The organism is Enterobacter sp. TCD1-1 (assembly GCF_020567405.1).
Classification (GTDB): Bacteria; Pseudomonadota; Gammaproteobacteria; order Enterobacterales; family Enterobacteriaceae; genus Enterobacter; species Enterobacter quasiroggenkampii.
Window position 1 is genome coordinate 2,587,006 of sequence record NZ_JAJCXF010000001.1, and the last position, 19,931, is coordinate 2,606,936.

Sequence of the window (19,931 nt, forward strand, 5' to 3'; positions counted from 1 at the left end):
TCCTCAAATCAGTCCGGCGTCGCGCGCCAGACGGCTCAGATTGTTATACCCCAGACGGGCGTAGGTCAGCGGATGGGCAATGGCCGGATCCTGCTCCGCCTCCACCACCAGCCAGCCGTGATAGTCCTGCGCCTTCAGCAGCTGCATAATCGGCGGATAATCCACGCAGCCGTCGCCCGGCACCGTAAACACGCCGCTCAGTACCGCATCAAGGAAGCTGGTTTTGCGGTTTTTCACGTCCGCCAGCACGTCGGCACGCACGTCTTTGCAGTGAACGTGGTTGATACGCGACGCCCAGCGCTGCGCCACCGCCAGCGGATCGGCCCCGGCAAAGGTCAGATGACCGGTATCCAGCAGTAGCCCCACCGCGTCGCCGGTGTGGGTCATCAGATTGTCCACGTCGTCGGCGGACTCAATCACCGTGCCCATATGGTGATGGTAGGCAATCTGCACGCCCTGCTGCTGGGTGTAGCGGGCAAATTCGGTAAGCTTCTCGCCGTACTCCTTCCAGCGCGACTGCGGGAAGCGCGGGCGCAGGTGCACCGGGGTCTGCTGCTCGCCGTGAATGCAGCCGCTCACTTCCGCAAAGACCAGCACCTTCGCCCCCAGCTCGCGCAGGAGCGTCAGGTGGGACTGCACGGCGGCGATCTCTTCCTCCACGCTGCGCTCCAGCAGGCGGCCGGAATACCAGCCGGAGACCAGCTGCAGGTCGTGGCGCTGCAGGATGGGGCCGAGCAGGCGCGCTTCGCGCGGGAACTTATTGCCCAGCTCGAAACCGGCGAAACCGGCCTCTTTACCTTCGCTCAGGCAGGTCTCCAGCGACGTCTCCGCGCCGAGTGAAGGCAGATCGTCGTTTGTCCACGTCAGCGGGTTAATGCCCAGTTGTACACTCATTGTCGTCTCCATTATGCGTGTCCGCGCTCGCGCCACCAGGCGATAAGCTGCAGGTAGTTGTCCCGGATGCGCGCCACCAGCTGCGCATCGTCAATATCGTGCTTCAGCCACGCGCGGGAGGCATCGCCAAACAGCGTGCGCCCTACGGCGAAGCCTTTTACTACCGTCTGCCCCGCTGCGGCCCTGAAGTCGGCGCGCAGCTGTTCCGCCGGAGCGTCCAGGCCGAGGATCACCACCCCGCGGCAGTGCGGGTCCCGGCGTTCGATAATCTCGCTCAGCGCCGTCCAGCCCTCGGCGGAAAGCGGCGGCAGTTTCCACCAGTCGGGGTAAATGCCGAGGTTGTAGAAGCGGGAAATGGCGCGCAGGTAGAGCTCGTCGCTACGCGGCATGCTGGCAGGCAGGATCACCTCCAGCAGCAGCTCGTGCCCGGACTGACAGCAGGCGTGATACACCTCGGCAATTTTCTGCTCCTGCTCCAGGCGCAGGCCGTGAGCGTCTTCCGGATGGAAAAAGACCAGACACTTCACTACGTGCTCCTGCGGCCAGCTGATGAGCTGGGTGCCGATGTTGCCATGCTCCATCTCCAGCGGACGCGAGCCCGGCAGCTCAATGGGGCGACCAATCCACCACCCCTCGCCGGTGATGGCGTTCAGCGCGTCCTGACCAAAGGTGCCGTCGCACAGCAGGCCGGCTTTGCCCTCCAGCCCGGCCCGGCTCGCCGCCTCGCGGCTGGCCTGCAGGATCAGCTGCTTCAGCGCCGGAATGCGCCCGATCGACGCGCCGCACTGCAGCGCCATGTCCTCAAGCTGGCTGCGGTGATCGAAGGCCATCACGCACAGCTCCGGCCACTCGCGGCGGCGGGTGGTCACCCGGTGGAGGTGGTTCAGACGCGGGTCGAGATCCGGGCGCGGCACATCCGCAGCGCGGGAGAGATAGTCATCCAGCTCGATTTTGCTCGGCATCGCCGGGGCGCAGCCGTGGCGCGAGACCACCAGCGCGCCGCAGGCGTTGGCATAGCGGCACGCCTGCTCCCAGCCCTCGTCGTTCAGGTAGCCGCGCAGCAGGCCGGACATAAACGCGTCCCCCGCGCCGAGGACGTTCAGCACCTCCACGCGCACGCCGGTCACCGTCAGGCCGTCGTCCAGCCGGGGCGGAATGGCATCGGTATAGACCGAGCAGCCGAGGGCGCCGCGCTTGCAGACCAGCGTGGCCTGACTCACGGCACGCACCTGCCCCAGCGCCTGCAGGGTCTCCGTGCTACCGCCCGCAATGTGAAACTCCTCCTCGGTGCCGACAATGACGTCGAAGAGGTGCAGCACCTCCTGCAGCTCGCGGGTGACCTTATCGGCGGCGATAAAGCGCGTTTCACCGTCGCCTAAGGAGGTCAGCCCCCACAGCACCGGACGGTAGTCGATGTCCAGCACCGTGCGCACGCCGTGACGGCGGGCATAGCCCAGCGCCGTCAGCACCGCCTCGCGGGTCTGGGGATGAGAAAGGTGAGTCCCGGTGATGGCAAGACAACGTGCGGAGGCAATGTAGCTTTCGTCCACATCGCTGGCCGTAATGGCCATATCCGCGCAGTTATCGCGATAAAAAATCAGAGGAAAGGTGTCCCGGTCTTTAATGCCGAGTAGCACCAGCGCCGTGAGGCGGTCTTTATCGGTAATCAGATGGCTGGTATCGCAGCCCACCTGGTTAAGCTCTTCCCGCAGAAAGCGGCCCATATGTTCATCGCCGACGCGCGCCAGCATCGACGAGCGCAGGCCCTGGCGTGCGGTGCCGTACGCCACGTTGCCGGACGAGCCGCCGAGGTATTTGGCAAAGCTCGACACATCCTCCAGACGGGCACCAATCTGCTGACTGTAGAGGTCTACCGCCACGCGGCCCATGCATATCACATCAAACTGCTTTTCCACGTTGATACCTCATCAGACAATGTCGTTCACGTTCAGCCAGCGGCCTTCCCGGTGCGAGAGCGCGATCGCGTCCAGCACGCGCGACACCTTCCAGCCCTCTTCGAAGTCCGGCCACATCGGCACGTCGGCGGCAATCCCGTCCACCAGATCGCGCACCTCCACCGTTTTTTGATCGTTAAAGCCTATCCCGTGGCCTGCGCCCATGCAGAACGCGGCGTAGTCGGGGTGTGCAGGGCCGACGAGTAAGGTGCGGAATCCCTGACGGTTAACCGGATCGTCATGCAGATAGAGCTTCAGCTCCGCCATGCGCTCCTGGGTGAAGCTGATGGCGCCTTTCGTCCCGGTAATGACGTACGACAACCCCATCTTGCGGCCGCAGGCGACGCGGGAGGTTTCAATCACGCCCTGCGCCCCGCCCGCGAAGCGCACCATCGCGTGGGCCTGATCCTCGTTTTCGACGGCAATCATGTCCGACGATCCGGCCTTCGCCGGGCGTTCCGGGACCACGATCTTCAGGTCGCCGCAAACCTGCTCAATCTCCCCGACCAGGTACTGGGCCATGTTGACGATATGCGCCGCGAGGTCGCCCAGCGCTCCCAGCCCGGCGGTCTCTTTGAAGCAGTGCCAGTGAATGGGCGAGCGCGGGTCGGCCATATAGTCTTCGTTGTGGGTGCCGTAGAAGTGGATCACCTCGCCAATCTCGCCGCGGGCAATAATCTCCTTCGCCAGCTGCGCCGTCGGGTTTTTCATGTAGTTGAACCCCACCAGCGTTTTCACCCCGGCCCGCTTCGCGGCGTCGACCATCTCCCGTGCGTCGTGGGCGTTCAGCGCCAGCGGCTTCTCCGAGTAGACGTGCTTGCCGTGGCGGATCGCCTCCAGCGCCATCTCTTTATGCAGATGGTTGGGTGAGCAAATATCCACCACGTCAATCGCCGGGTCGGCCACCAGCGCCCGCCAGTCGCCGGTGGAGCGGTTGAAGCCAAACGCCTGCGCGCGCGCTGCCGCCAGCTCCGGCGTGACTTCCGCCACCATCTCGCGCACCAGCCTGCCGCGCAGGTTGAACACCGTCGGGGCCTGGGCATAGGCGATAGCGTGCGCCTTGCCGATATATCCGGTGCCAATTAATCCAATACGAACCTCTTTCATCGTGATCCTCACAGTGCGCCGCGACGGCTCTTGGCGTAGGTATCAAACGCCACCGCCAGAACGATAATTAATCCGGTGATAATCTGCTGGTAGTAGGCCGAGACGTTCATCAGCACCAGGCCGTTAATCAGAATCCCCATGATGATGGAGCCGATAATGGTGCCGCCGATGCGCCCGTAGCCGCCCATCAGCGAGGTGCCGCCAATCACCACCGAGGCGATGACGCGCAGCTCAAAGGAGATCCCGGCCACCGCCTCGGCGCTCCCCAGACGCGCGCTCAGAATGAAGCCCGCCAGCCCCGCCAGGCAGCCAATCAGCACGTAGACGCTGACCAGTACGCGCTTGACGTTCACCCCCGCCAGGCGCGCTGCCTCCGGGTTACCGCCGATGGCGTAGACGAAGCGGCCCCAGCGGGTTTTATGCAGCGCCAGATAGCCGCCGAGGGCGACAATGGCGAAGATCCAGATCGGAATGGAGATGCCGAGCAGCTCCCCACGCCCCCACCAGCGGTAGCCCTGATCGAAACCGGCAATCGGCGCGCCGTCGTTGATCACCAGCGTCAGGCCGCGCCAGATGGTCATCCCACCGAGGGTCACGATGAACGGCGGCAGACGCAGGCGGGTCACGCCCAGACCGTGCAGGAAGCCAATCGCCGTGCCCATCGCCAGGCAAATCCCCAGCCCAATCAGCCAGCTCATGCCGCCCCAGGCGTTCGGGTCGACGGTGGTGAAGTTGTCGCCCTTAATCACGTACGCCGCGGTCATGGCGCAGACCGCCAGAATGGATCCCACGGAGAGGTCAATCCCGGCAGTCAGGATGACGAAGGTCATCCCCACGGCCATGATCCCGTAGATGGAGACTTCGGTCAGGATGTTGAAAATATTGCGTTCAGAGAAAAAATTACTGTTCTGCGACTGGAAGAAGATCAGCAGCAGGATCATGAAAATCAGAACCCCGAAGCGCTCGAAGAAGGCGATGGGATCGATGCGTCCGGCGCGTTTGACCGGGGCCTGCGTTTTAGAAATCATCTGCGTCATGAGAAACTCCGTTATGCCGCGTTCAGGGCGTTGTGGTTGATGGCCATCATCGTCATCAGCCGTTCTTCGTTAGCGTCGTCACCGTGGATCTCGCCGGTCACCCGGCCTTCGCTGAGGGTGATGATCCGGTCTGACACCGCCATCACTTCAGGCAGATCGGAGGAGATCACGATCACCGCCACGCCCTTTTTCGCCATGTCAAACAGCACCTGGTGCACTTCCGATTTGGTCCCCACGTCGATGCCGCGCGTCGGCTCATCGACGATCAGCACCCGCGGGTTGAGCGCCATGCAGCGCGCGAGGATCACCTTTTGCTGGTTACCGCCGGAGAGCTTGCGCACCTCCTGCGCGCTGTTGACCATTTTGATCTGCAGCGCCTTGCGGTAGGACTCGATCAGATCGTCCTCTTTGCGGGTGTTCACGAACCAGCGCCACTGCAGCAGCGAGGAGAGGCAGGAGAGCGACAGGTTGTCGCGAATCGACAGTCCCAGCACCGCCCCCTCTTTTTTGCGGTCTTCCGGTACCAGCGCCACGCCCTGGTCGAGGGCATAGAGCGGGTCGCGCGGCTGGTACGGTACGCCGTCCAGCTCAAAGCTCCCGGCGGTAAACGCGTCTGCGCCAAACAGGCAGCGGGCCACTTCGGTGCGCCCAGCGCCCACCAGTCCGGCAATGCCTAAGACCTCCCCGGCGTGGACGTGGAAGCTGATGTCGTGCAGGGCGATGCCGTGCGGATCCAGCGGCGGCTTTTCGCGGCTCAGCCCCTTCACCGCCAGGCGGACGGGTTTGTCCTCATGATGGGTTTCGCTGGCGGGACGGCGATTAAAGGCCACGTCGCGCCCGACCATCAGGCGGATCAGCTGTTCGACGTTGGTCTCCGCCACCGCACCGGTGCCGGTAAAACGGCCGTCCTGGAAAACGGTGAAGCGGTCGCAGAGCTGGAAAACTTCGTGCAGGCGGTGGGTGACATAGATAATGCTCACGCCACGGTTTTTAAGCTCGCGCACCACGCGGTGCAGGCTTTCCACCTCGCTGTCGCTCAGCGCGGCGGAAGGTTCGTCCATAATGATTAAGCGGGCGTTGAGGGTCAGCGCCCGGGCGATCTCCACCATCTGCTGCTGGGCAACGCTCAGGCGGGCGACCGGGGTGGTCGGTGCAACGTTCAGCTGCAGATAGTCGAGAATGACCTGCGCCTCCTGATTGACCGCCTTTTCGTCGACGATCAGGTTACGTTTACGCGGCTCTCGCCCGAGAAACATGTTTTCCGCGACGGTCATGTTGGGCAGCAGGTTGAATTCCTGATAGATGGTGATAATGCCCTTGTTCTGCCGTTCCACCGGGGAGTCGTCCACCGGCAGCGTTTCGCCGTTGAACCAGATCTCCCCGCGGGTTTGCGGCTGCGCCCCTGCGAGCGCCTTCAGCAGCGTGGATTTACCCGCCCCGTTTTCCCCCAGCAGGGCGTGGATCTCGCCCGCGCCGACGGTCAACTGGGCGCTGCTTAACGCCCAGACGCCGGAAAAGCTTTTTGCCAGGTCGGTCACTTTCAGTAAGGGTTGCGACATCGGTCTGCTCCTCCTTTAGAGTGAGCCGCCGCGCCAGCGGCGGCTGCGGATAAATCAGTTACCGGCCTCACCGATACGCTCAGCCTGCTGCAGGTTCTCTTTGGTGATCAGCGTCGGCGGGTAGTCGGCCCCGGTGATGGCTTTTTTCTCGCGCACGTTGGCCACCAGCTGGCTCATCGCCGTCTGCACCGCAAAGCCCGGACGCTGATCCGCCGTCACCGCCAGCCAGCCGTCGCGCACGCGGGCCAGCGCTTCCGGTACCGCATCAAAGCCGGTGACCAGAATTTCGCCCGGCTTCACGCCCTGGCTCTGCAGGGCTTCAATCGCCCCCAGCGCCATGTCGTCGTTGGCGGAGAGGATCACCTGAGGACGTTTCGGCAGCGAGGGCAGCACGCTTTCCACGATGCGCATCCCTTCAGAACGCATCCAGTTGCCGGTCTGATCGGCGACGATCTTGTACTTATCGCCACCCGCCTTCAGGCTGTCGCGGATCCCTTTGGTGCGTTCGATGTTGGAGGAGGAGCCCGGCTGGCCGGTCAGCAGAATGATCTCCGCCCCGTCGGGGAATTTGGTTTTGACGAAGTCGCCAATCGCCTGGCCGCCTTTGTAGTTGTTGGCGCCAAAGTGCGGCACCTTCTTCTGGCTGTCGACGGAGCGGTCAAGGGTGACCACCGGCAGCTTCGCATCCTGAATTTCATCCACCGCGCTGGAGACCGCGTTCACGTCGTTCGGGGAGACGATAAAGCCCTGCGCGCCGCGGGTGATGGCGTTTTCCAGGTCAGCCACCTGCTTCGGTGAACTGCCCTGCCCGTCCAGTACCTGAAGCTTCACGCCCATCTCTTTTGCGGCTTTTACCGCCGTGCGCTGCATGTGAACTTCAAACGGCATGGCCAGGTTTGGCGTACTGAAAACAATTTGCTCGTTTTCGGCGAGGGCGGCCCCGGACGTCATGGCGATGAGGGCGGCTACGATCAGTTTTTTCATTATTATGTCTCTCTGTGTAGGGTTGTGGTGTTTAGAGGATGATCTCGCGCTGGCTGCGCAGTGACTCCAGCGCTTTATCCGCAAGGTACAGCGCACGTTCACCATCATCGCCGCTGCAGTCAGGCACCGCTTCACCGCGCAGGACCGCGACAAAGTGTTCCCATTCCGCGGCGTAAGCGGATTTGTAGCGCTGCAGGAAGAAGTGTTCCGGCAGCGCACTCGTGCAGCCCTGTTTGCCGTAGTGCTGCACCTGGTTTTCCAGAATGTTGCCCGCGCACAGCAGCCCTTCGGAGCCGTGCAATTCCAGGCGCTGGTCGTAGCCGTAAGATGAGCGGCGGCTGTTGACGATGGTCGCCATCGCGCCGGAAGCGTATTTCAGAACGATAAACGCGGTATCGATGTCGCCTGCCTCGCCAATCGCCGGATCCACCAGGTTGCTGCCCTGGGCATACACCGACACCGGCTCTTCGCCAATGATGAAGCGGGCCATGTCAAAATCGTGAATGGTCATATCGCGGAACATGCCGCCGGAGACGCGCACGTACTCCGCAGGGGGTGGAGACGGGTCGCGGGAGATGATCAGCAGCGATTCCGGCTTGCCGATGCGCCCGGCCTGCACGTCGGTTTTCACGCGGCGGAACTGCGGGTCAAAGCGGCGGTTAAAGCCGATAAACAGCGGCACGTCGTACTCTTTGACCACCTTCAGGCAGTCGCGCACGCGGGCAAGGTCGAGGTGGACCGGCTTTTCGCAGAAGATGGCCTTACCGTGGCGGGCGGCCATTTCAATCAGGTCCGCGTGGGTATCGGTGGCGGAGGCGATCAGCACGGCGTGAACGTTAGGGTCGGTCATCGTTTCATCCAGGCTCTGCTGGCGGGCCTGATACTGCGTGGCGAGGCGGGTGGCAAATTCCTGATTCGGGTCAACCACGGACCAGAGCGTGGTCGCGCCGTGGCTGGCGATGTTAGCTGCATGTACCTGGCCAATTCGGCCAGCGCCCAGTAAAGCAATGTTAAACATAACGGCTCCCGGTGTTGGTGAATGCTGTGAACTAACGACCCTATAAATAAAACATTTATTTCATTTTTATAAATAGTGAAAATTATGTTTTTGAGTGCGGGTTAACACTTTTGAGATGAATGAGATAAATTTTGTTATCAATCTCACAACATGGGAGGACATACAGCAGCTCCCCTCACCCCGGCCCTCTCCCCAAAGGGGCAAGGGAGAAAAGAGTGCACCACACCGTCCCCTCTCCCCTTTGGGGAGAGGGTTAGGGTGAGGGGAAAATGAAATGAAAATTTCGTTACGACGGAAAAACTTAATACTGACGGGCTTTTTTCACCTGCGCCTGCGTTTGCTCCGCGGCTTTACGCACGGCAGACGATTCCGCCACCTGCGCATCACCGGTTCGCCACCAGGAGGCGTAGTCGTGGGTCATGGTCTTCGGCAGCACCTTGATGTCCAGCAGCGTGGGGCCAGGATGCGCGCGGGACGCCTCCAGCGCCGCCAGCAGGGTTTGCTCGTCGTGCACCCGCCACGCGCGGCAGCCGTAGCTCTGCGCATTTTGCGCGAAGTCGACCTTCACCAGCGGACCGTCAAGCCGTCCGGTTTCCGGGTTGCGATGGCGGTTTTCCGTGCCAAAGCTGCCCATGCCGTGCCCCATCTGCAGGTTGTTAATGCAGCCGAAGCTGGCGTTATCAAACAGCAGAACGGTGACCTTAATGCCCTCCTGAACGGCGGTTTGCAGCTCGGAGTGCAGCATCATGTAGGAGCCATCCCCCACCATGGCGTATACCGGCTGCCCGGGTCGGGCAAGCTTCGCGCCGAGGGCTGCCGCAATCTCATAGCCCATGCAGGAGTAGCCGTACTCCAGGTGATAGCTGTCCGGCGTTTTGACCTGCCAGAGGCGCTGTAAATCCCCCGGCAGCGAACCGGCCGCGCCCACCACGATGGCGTTATCTTCAATATGCTGGTTGATCAGCCCCAGCACCCGCGTCTGGGTCAGGCGGGTGTTGAGCGTCTCGCCGTACTCCGCCAGCTGCGCGTCCAGGTGCCCCGCCACTTCGGGCGCGTCGTCCGGACGCCACTGGCGATCCCACAGGCGACGGCACTCGTCGCGCCAGGCGGATTTCGCCTCAGCGATCGCCTCTCCCCAGCCGCTGCGGTAATCACCGAGCGCGTGGGTCAATGCCTCGAGCCCGGTTTGAGCGTCGGCAATGAGCGCCGTGGCGTCCAGCTTCAGGGCGTCAAACTCGGCCACGTTCAGCAGCAGAAATTCGACATCCGGATGGGAAAAGAGCGCCTTGGAGCCGGTGGTAAAGTCGGTCAGGCGCGTGCCGATGCCAATCACCAGATCAGCCTGCGGCGCGAGCTGGTTGGCCGCCATTCCGCCCGTCACCCCTACGCCACCGAGGTTAAGTGGGTGGTCACTTACCAGCGCCCCCTTTCCGGCCTGGGTTTCGGCAAATGGCAGCTGCAGCGTCTCGACAAAGTCGCGAAACGCCTCATGTGCGCCGGAATAGCGCACCCCGCCGCCGCACACCACCAGCGGACGACGCTTGCGGGCGATCAGCGCCCGCGCCTGCGCCAGACGCTGCGGATCGGGCGGACGACGCTCGATGTGGTGCACGCGACGCGCGAAGAAGCTCAGCGGGTAATCCCACGCTTCCCCCTGCACGTCCTGCGGCAGGCAAATCGTCACCGCACCGGTATCTGCCGGGTCAGTAAGCGTTCGCATCGCGCTGAGCATCGCGCTCATCAGCTGCTCGGGGCGGTTAATGCGGTCCCAGTAACGGGAGACCGGACGGAAACAGTCGTTGGTGCTGATGCTGAGGTCGTGATACTGCTCAATCTGCTGCAGCACCGGGTCCGGCTGGCGGCTGGCATAGATATCGCCCGGGAGCAGCAGCAGCGGAATACGGTTCGCCGTGGCGGTTGCCGCGGCCGTGACCATATTGGCGGCGCCCGGCCCGACGGAGGAGGTGACGGCAAAGATGCGCTGACGACGGTGCTGTTTGGCAAATCCCGTCGCCATATGGGCGATGCCCTGCTCGTTGCAGCCCTGCATCACCTGCAGATGGCCGGGCTCCTGCTCCAGCGCCTGGCCGATACCCAGCACGTTGCCGTGTCCAAAGATGGTGGCGACGCCCTCCACGAAGGGCGTCTCGTGGCCATCCACGCTAACGTACTGTTGATTAAGGAACCGGACCAGCGCCTGGGCCATGGTCATACGTTCGGTTTGCATAACGCCTCCTGTCAGCCCAGCGTCGGCATGGAGAACGCAGCGCCTGTCTCCTGCTGCATTTCCGGCCAGCGAGCGGTGATGGTTTTCATTCGGGTGTAGAAACGCACGCCGTCGTTGCCGTGGACGTTGAGCGCCCCGAAGATGGAGCGCTTCCAGCCGCCGAAACTGTGGAATGCCATCGGCACCGGGATTGGCACGTTGACCCCCACCATGCCCGCCTGCACCTCTTCGCAGAAGCGACGCGCGCAGCCACCGTCGCGGGTGAAGATTGCCGAGCCATTACCATATTCATGGCGGTTAATCAGGCCCACCGCGCTGGCGTAATCTGCTACGCGCACCACAGAAAGCACCGGACCAAAAATCTCTTCTTTATAGATGGTCATCTCCGGAGTGACGTTATCGAACAGCGTCGGCCCGACGAAATAGCCCTGCTCGTGGCCCTTCACGCTAAAGCCGCGGCCGTCCGCGCGAAGCGTCGCCCCCTGTGCTTCCCCGCTGTCGATGTAGCCCAGCACCTTGCTACGGTGCGCGGAGGAGATGAGCGGCCCCATTTCGTTTTCCGGCGTCTGGTCGAGCCCCGGTCCGACGCGCAGCGCGGCAATCTGTTTTTCGAGCCGGGCGCAGAGGTCATCGGCGGTGCTATCCCCCACCGCCAGCACCACCGAGAGCGCCATGCAGCGCTCGCCCGCCGCGCCGTAGGCCGCGCCCATGATGGCGTTGGTCGCCATCTCCATGTCGGCATCCGGCATTAAAATGCAGTGGTTTTTCGCACCGCCCAGCGCCTGGCAGCGCTTACCGTGGGCGGACGCGGTCTGGTAAATGTATTCCGCAATCGGCGTGGAGCCGACAAAGCTCACCGCCTGCACGCGCGGGTCGGTCAGGAGCACGTCAACGGACTCTTTATCGCCCTGCACCACGTTGAAGACGCCGTCCGGCAGGCCGGCTTCTTTCAGCAGCTGCGCCAGCGCGAGCGCCAGAGAAGGGTCTTTTTCCGACGGTTTCAGCACGAAGGTATTCCCGGTCGCCAGCGCAATCGGGAACATCCACATCGGCACCATCGCCGGGAAGTTAAACGGCGTGATCCCGGCGCAGACGCCGAGCGGCTGCATCAGCGAGTGGCTGTCGACGCCGGTCCCGACGTTCGCCGAGTGTTCGCCCTTTTGCAGATGCGGAATACCACAGGCAAACTCCACCACTTCCAGGCCGCGGGTCAGTTCGCCCACCGCGTCGGAGAAGACCTTGCCGTGCTCTTCGCTGATGAGGCGGGCCAGGCGATCCATGTTCTCTTCCAGCAGCGCTTTGAAGCGGAACATCACGCGCGCGCGCTTAAGCGGAGCATGACGCGCCCACGCCGGAAACGCCTGCTGCGCGGCGGCAATCGCCTGCTCCGTTTCCTGTGCCGTACTCATCACCACCTGGCGGATCTGCTCGCCGGTGGCCGGGTTGAAGATCGCCTGAACGCGCTGGCCTGAACCGGTGACACATTCGCCGTGAATAAAATTCGCTACCGTCTCCATCCTTAACCTCTCGCTGTTGATACGTGACTGTGACCTGAACACTGTGTACTGACCACTATATATGAAACAAATATTCCATTTTAAGTTGAAATAAAATAAATGATGATTATTGTGATCAAGGATGGATTTTTATGTTAACAGCCAGCACCACTGACGCCGCGTGCGCTATTAAGGGATTTCGGGCGAGGAAATGACTGAAGCTTCTGTTTCATTTTTGCTGCCAGATGGATGGCCGACATTTAAAAGACGCGGTTTTGCGTTTAGAATCATATGACTGTATTTGGGGGATAAGATGACGACAGCAACCAGCCTGAACGAACTGCAGCAGCAAATCCGCGATCGCTACGATAGCCTGAGCAAGAGGCTGCAGCAGGTCTCCCGCTACGTACTGGACAATACCAACAGCGTGGCCTTCGATACGGTTGCCGTCATTGCCGAGCGCGCCGACGTGCCGCCCTCGACGCTGATCCGCTTTGCTAATGCCTTTGACTTCACCGGCTTCAACGAAATGAAACAGCTGTTTCGCATGAACCTGGTGGAGGAGACCGCCAGCTACAGCGACCGCGCCCGTCTGTTCCGCGAGATGGAGAGCGAGGCCGTGCCGGAAACGCCGCTCGATATCCTGCAGGAGTTTGCCCGTTCAAACGCGCAGGCGCTGCAGCAGCTGGCCGCCCGCGCCGAGCCGGAGATGCTGGAGCGCGCGGTACAGCTGCTGGCCGACGCCGACACCATCTACATCGCCGGGCTGCGCCGCTCCTTTAGCGTCGCCGCGTACCTTACCTATGCCCTGAGCCATCTGGAGTGCCGCCCTATCCTGCTCGACGGTATGGGCGGGATGCTGCGCGAGCAGATCAGCCGCATTAAGGCACGCGACATTGTGGTGTCGATAAGCTTCTCGCCGTACGCGGAAGAGACGGTGATGGTCAGCGAAACCGCCGCCAGCGTTGGCGCGCGGCAGATTGTGATTACGGACAGCCAGATCAGCCCGCTGGCGACGTTCAGCGATCTCTGCTTTGTGGTGAAAGAGGCGCAGGTGGACGCGTTTCGGTCTCAGTCGGCGACGCTGTGCCTGGTGCAGTCGCTGGTGGTGGCGCTGGCGTATCGGTTGGGTGGCGGGGATAAATAGCCCACGGTACCGCTCAACAGGCCGGGTAACATAAACCCGCTACCCGGCATAATCGCCGTTTCCGGTGTACATCCGCCCGATCTTAGCGGTTTTCGATCTCAGGACACTCAGGATAGCTGACCGAAGCGAGGGCATTTAGACGCTGCCCCGTAATCTGTAACACGCGCAGCAGAAGCATGATGCCGCGTCGGGTATCAGGGTCGTTGAGCATAGTGAACACCTGACGAAGCGAGATATCCCCTTCCCGGTTAACCTGCTCCCCCCACGCCATGCGTAGCGCGGTTCCCCCTTCCCAGCCGACGGTCACGACATCGTCAAAAACGCCAGCCAGTTTTTCGACCATCGCGTTATCGGCCATTTCCAGCAGGTCTGCGACGACGGCAAGCAGATCAACCAGATTATTCAGGCGATTGCCCGCCATAAGCGGGGCAAGGCTTTTTAGTAACTGTTCCTGGTCACTCATCAGAACATCCCCCTCACGACGCCCCAATACAGTCCACGGTTAAAACCGTTTCGCAGCATGCCGCCGAGTTTTGTCGCCGGCATGGGGGTCACGTCATTGCGATAGTCATATACCAACGGCATGCCGGCCCAGAGCCCCATCTGCGCGACGGCCTGAACCCGTCCATCATAATGGTTACCACTTCCGGGCAGTCTGCCGTAGAGCTCCGCCACAATGTTGTCAGCAATGACGGGCGCCTGGTTGTGGCACGACCCTCCCGCTTTACTGATCGGCAGATCGACGGTATCGCCGATCACATATACGCCTTCTAAACCGTAGACGCCCAGCGTCTGGTGATCCGTCGGTAGCCAGCCTTCCCCGTTCTGAACCTCGCTAAGCCCGGTATCACGCACCGCGTCGACTGCCCGGATGGGCGGCGTTGCCATCAGGATGTCGAAATTCTGTGAATCGCCCTCGGCGGAATAGGCAATTTTGCTGTCAGGATCGACATGGCTTAAGGTAAAACCACGCTGATGCTGTATTCCTTTGGCGGCAAAAATATCGCCAAGCGCCTCCCCCACCGGACGTTGCAGGAACAGGCAGTTTCGCAGCAACTGCGCGACGGTCGGATAGGTATAAACAATCTCAACCTGATTACGTACGCCGCGCTGACGCAAATAGTCATCAACCATCAGCGTGGTTTCAATGGGGGCGATGCCGCACTGGTGGGGCACATTCGGCGTTTCCGGGAAAGAGACGGTAATAAAAATTCGCCCCTTTTCAATGGTGGCGAGCTTATGCGCTAGCTGTCTTGCCGCCGCATATTGATAAAAATGATCACCCGCGTCGGCAAGGCCAGGGATTTTTTGTGTAAAAGGTGTGCAGCCGGTGGCGATAACCAGCAGGTCCCAGTCGTAATGTCGCTTACTGGCCCCGTACAGTCGACGCTGCTTAAAATCGAAAGATTCAATCCTGTCGGTAATAAATTGAATTTCCGGACTCAGTAATTGCCGTTCAGGCCGGGCCAGTTCATGGTGATGGAAGAGGTTAAAGGCGACGTACATAAAGGCGGGTTTGTAGTAGTGCACTGGTGATTCGGAAATCAGTACCAGCTCTACCTGACCGGCAGCAATTTCACGTCGTAATTTCCTGGCCAGCAGGTTGGCAACAATGGTTCCTCCCGTGCCGCCGCCGACAATCATTATGCGGTTTTTCATTCCTTTATTCGCTCATGGTAGTGAATGGGAATTCACGTAACCAGACCGCTTCACTGTTACGCTCAGCTAAAGCGTAGTGACAGAGTAATATTCCGCAACATAACCACTAACAAGAAATTTAATTTTGACAACCCGATCATAATTTATAATATACACTACAAAATATAATTTATATCTCTATAACGTAGCCTTTCACTGTGGTCTCTTTTCATCGCCATTATTCGCCAAACAGCAGCGTTGTGTACTTTTTAGATACCGCCCCGGAGCGCTGTCCGTTCGCGCCATAATAGCGATCTTCACGGCACAGTCGCTCCTTCACATCGCAGAAAATACCGTTGGCAAAGGTGAATTCAGTCAGATCGACATTGCTCGACGTGAACACCTCGTTTGCAGCAGCCTTCTTACCGAGATAGGTCTCTGTCAACGCGCGGGATAATCCCTTGTCATTGGCGCATACATATCGGTCGCAGAGCACGCCCGATACTGGCGACTTGAGCCTGGCGGGGGTCCTGGCCTGGGCGGACATGGCGGACACGGCCAGCAGCGCGGCCACAGAGCATGCGAGTATTGATTTGTTCAAGATGATAATCTCCGTTGGTTAATGAATGTCGGCTTTACGCCGGGCGCGGTGGAACCATCATGAGGGTGAAAAACCCTGGAGGGTTTTAAGCTTCAGCAGGGAACGCCCCGAATGGCTTTTTGTCGACCGAAACGTCGTCGAAAGTTCAGCTCGTAGGCAATTGTAAGGGCCCTATCCCGGTGAGTCATGCGATTTTAAAGAGCTGAACTAATATGCTGTATACGGAGTGGGTTTGTGGGGCGGGTTAGGTCCGCTCTGAGCGAAGAGCGGAAGATGGTAATTGTTGAAACCATCAAGGCGGACATTACGTGCATTGTCGTGTATTAATTAACGGGTAGAAAGTCAAAGTGAGTGAACAGGAATGAGTGTAGGTGAATTGTATTTGGATGGAGCGCACGTCCTATCTGAAAAAGAGTTTCATTCCATTATGTCTGCATCATTAGACTTTGGGCCTTACTATGGTAGAAATCTCGATGCATTGTGGGATCGCCTTAGCACCGATATTGAAAGGCCGGTAAAAATAATATGGTTAAACTCTGACTTATCCAGAATATATCTTGGCAGTTATTTCGACGAAATTATCAAGGTTTTTGAGAGGGCAAAACTGCAAGACCTGAATTCAAATTGGGAAGAAAAGTTCGAGTATATATTGAAATAACCCGTACCCGCAGGATAGTCCGGCGTAGTGGCATTCCGATTTTGGCAACATAGACAGAAGTGTGAAATGTCCGTTCTTGGCACTCAGGTGACCTACACAACGGCGATCATGAGGCTCAACTGGACAGTAAGATGTTTTTGTCCAGTTGTACCTGCCTGTGGCATTTATCTCAGTAATACCTGAATCAGCTGAACAAAGATATACACTGTCGCTGCCACTTGTATAGTCCGGAACCCCCATCTGAGATAGCGCCATTCATGGCGTTATCTGGCATCAGCTGCTTCAATAGCGGGGTCAGAACATTTTCTTTTCCTGGCCCTGAATTCATCGATTACCCACAGGATGAGAATAAAGGTAATGATGGTTTTCTGAAGGATGGATTATCCACAAAGAGTGACTCCGCCCTGCCCGCTGATACAAGCAGAATAGATGAACCAACTTCACGTAGCCACCACTCACCACTAAATGTAGGGGTGATATTCGTTTTCGTTCTGGTGGATTTTGCAGTGATTCTGTCCATGGCAGTTTGCTCCCCTGCTATCTGACCAGCGGACATTGCTAACAGCATTCTGAGCGAATCAACAGGGTGCAGGTCAATGCTTGTCTGTCTGAACCTGAACGAAGGGGCGCGCGTATAGATGACAGTTTATGACACTTCATCCTAACTGCTGTTAAAATAACATTTCTACTCATTATGAGATGCTATGTGCCGCCTAACACTGATAAGGAGTTCAGATGTCTATCTGGCAGCCAAAGAGCCGCGAAAATAGCCTTAAATTGCTACTCAGAGATATTCCTGATTGTAATTGGGTGCCTTGTGTCAAGAGGGCTGTAGGTGGTTTAACCGAAGTCGCTTTTTCACGCAATTATAACCACTTGCTCCTGATCATTTCCTCTTCCGGAAGAGGGGTGCTTGATTGCCTGAGTGGAGAGATTATTGCCAGAGATTATGAAGAATATGGTAACTGGTACGACTCAATTGGCCTTGCATGTACAGGTATAGGACCGCTGAGCGGTGAAACTCTTTCCATCGCCGGTCTGTGTGGCGGTGGTTTACCAATGTATAACCGGTATGGAGAAGCACTCGAGCGAGTATCGCCAGAGTGGCCTCTGGAAATGTTAATCTGGTGCCCGCCGGGCAAGAGTGCATTAATCACATCCCATAAAGAAGGGTGTCTCAGACTTGCGAATGATTACTTTCACTGTGTTGGTTTCTCATGGGATGGTGAGTTAATTATATCGGCAACAAGCAGTGACATCACTGTCTGGAAAAGACAGGGCTGATTAATATGACTGCTACGTGGTGTTAAAAATGAAGGAAATTGACGATGAGTTTGTAGAATATGATTTGGACTGGTTTTTATCCAGCCAGGAAGGGTGCCTCACGCATTTTACAACCCTTCTGACCCATAATGCGGCTTTTGTTCCATGGAGCTATTGTCATGTTCAATCTCCATTGGGTTAGTAGATGTGATTATGGTTGTCCTATATGAGCCAGGAGTGGAAGTGAGCTTTATGATTAACTCGACCATTTTCGGACAATTTTCTAAAAACGAATGTTCTGTTTTGATGGGGTATTCACCCTTCGTTTGAGCGGAGTATACCTATCACCGAAGCCAGAAACTTGACTATGACTCACCATAAACGGGAGTATTAACTGCCCCCGTAAGATGCTAAGCTTCTACAGTTTGTTCTCCCCGTATTATCGCGGCTGCTGACCCGATTAATCTGAGAGAGTAAAACAATGGAAACAAAACGTACTCGAGATTGGCGCAATGCACAGAAGCGACGTAACAAGTCTCGTGATATCCGCAAGACCTTATTAAAATTCCGTGGCGAAAAAAACTGGAAGATGCTTTACACGCGGTCGGATAAATTGTTGCGTGCCGCACAACTGGGGCTTGAGTATCCACGTATTACTAACCAACAGCTTGCCTTGAGAGGTCTGGAAGAATACCTCTATTCGGATGAACGTACTTTTTATATGCAGTCGTAATCAATGGCGAAGCCCCACGGCGGAACAGGTGTTCCGCCGTTATCCATCCCTTGCCGTACTTTCCGCTGGGACTAGCCGGAATGCAAAAAAAAGAGTTTCTGCCGAATTGCTTCAATGGGCTGATGTTGTCTGTGTGATGGAGCAGAAGCACAAAAATCGCTTAGTGGCCCAATATGGCAGGATCATCGCATTCAAGCCTCTGCATGTGCTCGATATCTCTGACGATTATCTTTTTATGGATCCTGAGTTGATAGCAATATTCAAAGATATCGTACCGGAAAAATTGGGACTAACCGATCAAGAAACAGAGAGCCAATAAGCGTTTTATCTTTCTGTTATTTATTTCTACACATCCTTCTTCGACAGTGTCCGCTTCTGGCACGGAGCGGACACTGGGTTTACCCTTTCGGTAAAACTTAACTGGAAGATTTCGATACGACACCAGACCCGCTAAACAACATGCGGATACCGAGGCCTATCATGACAACACCTGTAAATCGTTCCTGCCATTTGATAAAGCCAGGGTGTTTACTTAGCCAGTTTCCAAATGTCCCTGATGCCATCGCGACTGACCCCAGGGAAATAATTCCTGCCAGCTTCTGGATACTACCCAGAACAAGCAATTGCAGCCAGACAGGACCCGCGGCAGGATCGACAAACTGAGGAAGAAAAGCAAACATGAACAGCAGGGATTTTGGGTTAGTCAGGCTGTTCAGGGCGCCTTCCTTAACGGCACTCCAGTCAGAAATTTTGGCCGTTTTTCGCAGCCGCGTATCTGTGCCTGAAGTCGCAATCATTTTTATGCCCAGCCACATCAGATAAGCCGCTCCAGCCCACCTTAACAGATCTAGTGCAACCGGCCAGGCATGAACAACGGCTACCAGCCCCAGGACAAGAAAAGAAACTTGCACAAAACCCGCTACAAATACATTACCCAGTACCGTAAACAGTGCAATACGTCTTCCCTGACCGACGCCTCTGGCGATAGTTAGCATCATGTCTGGCCCCGGAGAAATCTCCAGAAGCGTCAGCGCGAGAAGAAAAGTGATAAACGTTTCGATGGAAGGCATCTTGGTTGAGTCCGGATAAATATTTCTGCTACGTTACCTCAGTCCGATTCGAGCCGAAAGTGGAATATACTGCAGCGTCTGCTGCAGGCACAGAGCAGACAGAGCAGATACAGAAGCATGATGTCCACTGTGAGCGAGATGCGAACGCTGACCTTTCATCTTTGTACAATTTACACTCTGGCCTGATCTGACATGTATCATAGATACAGGAACTCACTAGCATGATCGGAGATTGCATATGCTGATATATAACGTTTTTGGACGGCATATTGGCGTTCAACGTAAGCATGATCGGTGGCTGGTATTTCGTGCTGACCTGACGGAGAGAAAGTTTTCTCGACTCTATGACATCGCTATTCCTGACGATATGACTGAAGGTGAGATTGCCGGTTGGCTGGGTGACATTTTCCATGAAGCCGCAACCGATCGTCATCCAAATGTGGAACGCATCGAATAAGGATTTAATGGATAGTATTACGTTGCGCCCGCTCCTGGCACTCACCTGACATGATGTTGCCAGCCATGGCCCAAAAAAAAGCCCGCA

At 57.9% G+C, this 19,931-nt stretch carries 19 protein-coding genes and 1 pseudogene; 6 read left to right on the top strand and 14 right to left on the bottom strand.

Going from position 1 to position 19,931, the window contains the following annotated elements:
• Positions 1-3: 3 nt before the first annotated feature.
• From iolE to LJA86_RS12370, 9 genes are all read right to left on the bottom strand, one after another.
• Complete coding sequence (iolE, locus tag LJA86_RS12330; protein ID WP_229226230.1) at positions 4-894, bottom strand: myo-inosose-2 dehydratase; 891 nt, start codon at positions 892-894, stop codon at positions 4-6.
• 11 nt (positions 895-905) lie between these two features.
• Entirely contained in the window at positions 906-2,810 is a 1,905-nt protein-coding gene (locus LJA86_RS12335; RefSeq protein WP_111967899.1) for a bifunctional 5-dehydro-2-deoxygluconokinase/5-dehydro-2-deoxyphosphogluconate aldolase, read from the bottom strand.
• Positions 2,811-2,822: 12 nt separating this feature from the next.
• Positions 2,823-3,956 carry a Gfo/Idh/MocA family protein gene (locus tag LJA86_RS12340; protein ID WP_111967898.1) on the bottom strand — a complete coding sequence of 378 codons (1,134 nt, stop codon included), beginning with the start codon at positions 3,954-3,956 and terminating at the stop codon, positions 2,823-2,825.
• Positions 3,957-3,964: 8 nt separating this feature from the next.
• Positions 3,965-4,993, bottom strand: coding sequence for an ABC transporter permease (locus tag LJA86_RS12345; protein WP_008502116.1), 1,029 nt, complete (start codon positions 4,991-4,993; stop codon positions 3,965-3,967).
• Positions 4,994-5,004: 11 nt separating this feature from the next.
• The gene (locus LJA86_RS12350) at positions 5,005-6,552 is read right to left on the bottom strand and encodes a sugar ABC transporter ATP-binding protein (RefSeq protein ID WP_032675318.1); all 1,548 of its coding nucleotides are present in this window, start codon (positions 6,550-6,552) and stop codon (positions 5,005-5,007) included.
• A gap of 54 nt (positions 6,553-6,606) precedes the next feature.
• Positions 6,607-7,536, bottom strand: a complete 930-nt coding sequence (locus tag LJA86_RS12355; protein ID WP_008502118.1) for a sugar ABC transporter substrate-binding protein — start codon at positions 7,534-7,536, stop codon at positions 6,607-6,609.
• A 31-nt stretch (positions 7,537-7,567) separates the two neighbouring features.
• Positions 7,568-8,554 carry an inositol 2-dehydrogenase gene (iolG, locus tag LJA86_RS12360; protein WP_229226231.1) on the bottom strand — a complete coding sequence of 329 codons (987 nt, stop codon included), beginning with the start codon at positions 8,552-8,554 and terminating at the stop codon, positions 7,568-7,570.
• A 301-nt stretch (positions 8,555-8,855) separates the two neighbouring features.
• Positions 8,856-10,781, bottom strand: a complete 1,926-nt coding sequence (gene iolD, locus LJA86_RS12365; RefSeq protein WP_229226232.1) for a 3D-(3,5/4)-trihydroxycyclohexane-1,2-dione acylhydrolase (decyclizing) — start codon at positions 10,779-10,781, stop codon at positions 8,856-8,858.
• Between the two features lie 11 nt (positions 10,782-10,792).
• Positions 10,793-12,298, bottom strand: a complete 1,506-nt coding sequence (locus LJA86_RS12370; RefSeq protein WP_229226233.1) for a CoA-acylating methylmalonate-semialdehyde dehydrogenase — start codon at positions 12,296-12,298, stop codon at positions 10,793-10,795.
• 292 nt (positions 12,299-12,590) lie between these two features.
• Here LJA86_RS12370 and LJA86_RS12375 point away from each other — a divergent pair, with 292 nt between their 5' ends.
• Positions 12,591-13,424 carry a MurR/RpiR family transcriptional regulator gene (locus LJA86_RS12375; protein ID WP_023344667.1) on the top strand — a complete coding sequence of 278 codons (834 nt, stop codon included), beginning with the start codon at positions 12,591-12,593 and terminating at the stop codon, positions 13,422-13,424.
• An 82-nt stretch (positions 13,425-13,506) separates the two neighbouring features.
• Here the strand turns inward: LJA86_RS12375 and LJA86_RS12380 are convergent, their stop codons facing one another.
• The 3 genes from LJA86_RS12380 to LJA86_RS12390 form a co-directional block, all read right to left on the bottom strand.
• The gene (locus LJA86_RS12380; RefSeq protein WP_023617688.1) at positions 13,507-13,887 is read right to left on the bottom strand and encodes a DUF1641 domain-containing protein; all 381 of its coding nucleotides are present in this window, start codon (positions 13,885-13,887) and stop codon (positions 13,507-13,509) included.
• Positions 13,887-15,083 carry an NAD(P)/FAD-dependent oxidoreductase gene (locus tag LJA86_RS12385; protein ID WP_223539360.1) on the bottom strand — a complete coding sequence of 399 codons (1,197 nt, stop codon included), beginning with the start codon at positions 15,081-15,083 and terminating at the stop codon, positions 13,887-13,889. Before LJA86_RS12385 ends, LJA86_RS12380 begins: the two co-directional genes overlap by 1 nt.
• 217 nt (positions 15,084-15,300) lie before the next feature.
• Complete coding sequence (locus tag LJA86_RS12390) at positions 15,301-15,663, bottom strand: YcgJ family protein (RefSeq protein WP_023344670.1); 363 nt, start codon at positions 15,661-15,663, stop codon at positions 15,301-15,303.
• 361 nt (positions 15,664-16,024) lie between these two features.
• Between LJA86_RS12390 and LJA86_RS12395 the strand changes: the two genes are divergently transcribed.
• Complete coding sequence (locus LJA86_RS12395; protein WP_223539361.1) at positions 16,025-16,321, top strand: barstar family protein; 297 nt, start codon at positions 16,025-16,027, stop codon at positions 16,319-16,321.
• A 164-nt stretch (positions 16,322-16,485) separates the two neighbouring features.
• Here the strand turns inward: LJA86_RS12395 and LJA86_RS12400 are convergent.
• Positions 16,486-16,698, bottom strand: a pseudogene (locus LJA86_RS12400) (hypothetical protein).
• A 358-nt stretch (positions 16,699-17,056) separates the two neighbouring features.
• Here LJA86_RS12400 and LJA86_RS12405 point away from each other — a divergent pair.
• The 3 genes from LJA86_RS12405 (at position 17,057) to LJA86_RS12415 (ending at position 18,636) form a co-directional block, all read left to right on the top strand.
• Positions 17,057-17,605 (top strand): hypothetical protein, encoded by a 549-nt coding sequence (locus tag LJA86_RS12405; RefSeq protein WP_223539362.1) that lies wholly within the window; start codon positions 17,057-17,059, stop codon positions 17,603-17,605.
• A gap of 460 nt (positions 17,606-18,065) precedes the next feature.
• Positions 18,066-18,317: a hypothetical protein gene (locus LJA86_RS12410; protein ID WP_023292816.1), complete on the top strand. Its 252-nt coding sequence runs from the start codon at positions 18,066-18,068 to the stop codon at positions 18,315-18,317.
• Entirely contained in the window at positions 18,289-18,636 is a 348-nt protein-coding gene (locus tag LJA86_RS12415; protein ID WP_032651266.1) for a low molecular weight protein tyrosine phosphatase family protein, read from the top strand. The genes LJA86_RS12410 and LJA86_RS12415 overlap by 29 nt, the downstream gene beginning before the upstream one ends.
• Positions 18,637-18,733: 97 nt before the next feature.
• Here LJA86_RS12415 and LJA86_RS12420 read toward each other — a convergent pair whose 3' ends face one another.
• Positions 18,734-19,387: a LysE family translocator gene (locus LJA86_RS12420; RefSeq protein WP_032675326.1), complete on the bottom strand. Its 654-nt coding sequence runs from the start codon at positions 19,385-19,387 to the stop codon at positions 18,734-18,736.
• A 238-nt stretch (positions 19,388-19,625) separates the two neighbouring features.
• On the opposite strand from LJA86_RS12420, the gene LJA86_RS12425 reads away from it, so the two are divergent.
• Positions 19,626-19,844, top strand: coding sequence for a DUF7661 family protein (locus tag LJA86_RS12425; RefSeq protein ID WP_032648750.1), 219 nt, complete (start codon positions 19,626-19,628; stop codon positions 19,842-19,844).
• The last annotated feature ends 87 nt before the right edge of the window (positions 19,845-19,931 follow it).

Bases quoted from the DNA above. Each gene is read 5' to 3' on its own strand.
- iolE (WP_229226230.1), bottom strand. From the start codon at position 894: ATGAGTGTACAACTGGGCATTAACCCGCTGACGTGGACAAACGACGAT.
- LJA86_RS12340 (WP_111967898.1), bottom strand. From the start codon at position 3,956: ATGAAAGAGGTTCGTATTGGATTAATTGGCACCGGATATATCGGCAAG.
- LJA86_RS12345 (WP_008502116.1), bottom strand. From the start codon at position 4,993: ATGACGCAGATGATTTCTAAAACGCAGGCCCCGGTCAAACGCGCCGGA.
- LJA86_RS12350 (WP_032675318.1), bottom strand. From the start codon at position 6,552: ATGTCGCAACCCTTACTGAAAGTGACCGACCTGGCAAAAAGCTTTTCC.
- LJA86_RS12355 (WP_008502118.1), bottom strand. From the start codon at position 7,536: ATGAAAAAACTGATCGTAGCCGCCCTCATCGCCATGACGTCCGGGGCC.
- iolG (WP_229226231.1), bottom strand. From the start codon at position 8,554: ATGTTTAACATTGCTTTACTGGGCGCTGGCCGAATTGGCCAGGTACAT.
- iolD (WP_229226232.1), bottom strand. From the start codon at position 10,781: ATGCAAACCGAACGTATGACCATGGCCCAGGCGCTGGTCCGGTTCCTT.
- LJA86_RS12370 (WP_229226233.1), bottom strand. From the start codon at position 12,298: ATGGAGACGGTAGCGAATTTTATTCACGGCGAATGTGTCACCGGTTCA.
- LJA86_RS12375 (WP_023344667.1), top strand. From the start codon at position 12,591: ATGACGACAGCAACCAGCCTGAACGAACTGCAGCAGCAAATCCGCGAT.
- LJA86_RS12380 (WP_023617688.1), bottom strand. From the start codon at position 13,887: ATGAGTGACCAGGAACAGTTACTAAAAAGCCTTGCCCCGCTTATGGCG.
- LJA86_RS12385 (WP_223539360.1), bottom strand. From the start codon at position 15,083: ATGAAAAACCGCATAATGATTGTCGGCGGCGGCACGGGAGGAACCATT.
- LJA86_RS12395 (WP_223539361.1), top strand. From the start codon at position 16,025: ATGAGTGTAGGTGAATTGTATTTGGATGGAGCGCACGTCCTATCTGAA.
- LJA86_RS12405 (WP_223539362.1), top strand. From the start codon at position 17,057: ATGTCTATCTGGCAGCCAAAGAGCCGCGAAAATAGCCTTAAATTGCTA.
- LJA86_RS12410 (WP_023292816.1), top strand. From the start codon at position 18,066: ATGGAAACAAAACGTACTCGAGATTGGCGCAATGCACAGAAGCGACGT.
- LJA86_RS12415 (WP_032651266.1), top strand. From the start codon at position 18,289: ATGAACGTACTTTTTATATGCAGTCGTAATCAATGGCGAAGCCCCACG.
- LJA86_RS12420 (WP_032675326.1), bottom strand. From the start codon at position 19,387: ATGCCTTCCATCGAAACGTTTATCACTTTTCTTCTCGCGCTGACGCTT.
- LJA86_RS12425 (WP_032648750.1), top strand. From the start codon at position 19,626: ATGCTGATATATAACGTTTTTGGACGGCATATTGGCGTTCAACGTAAG.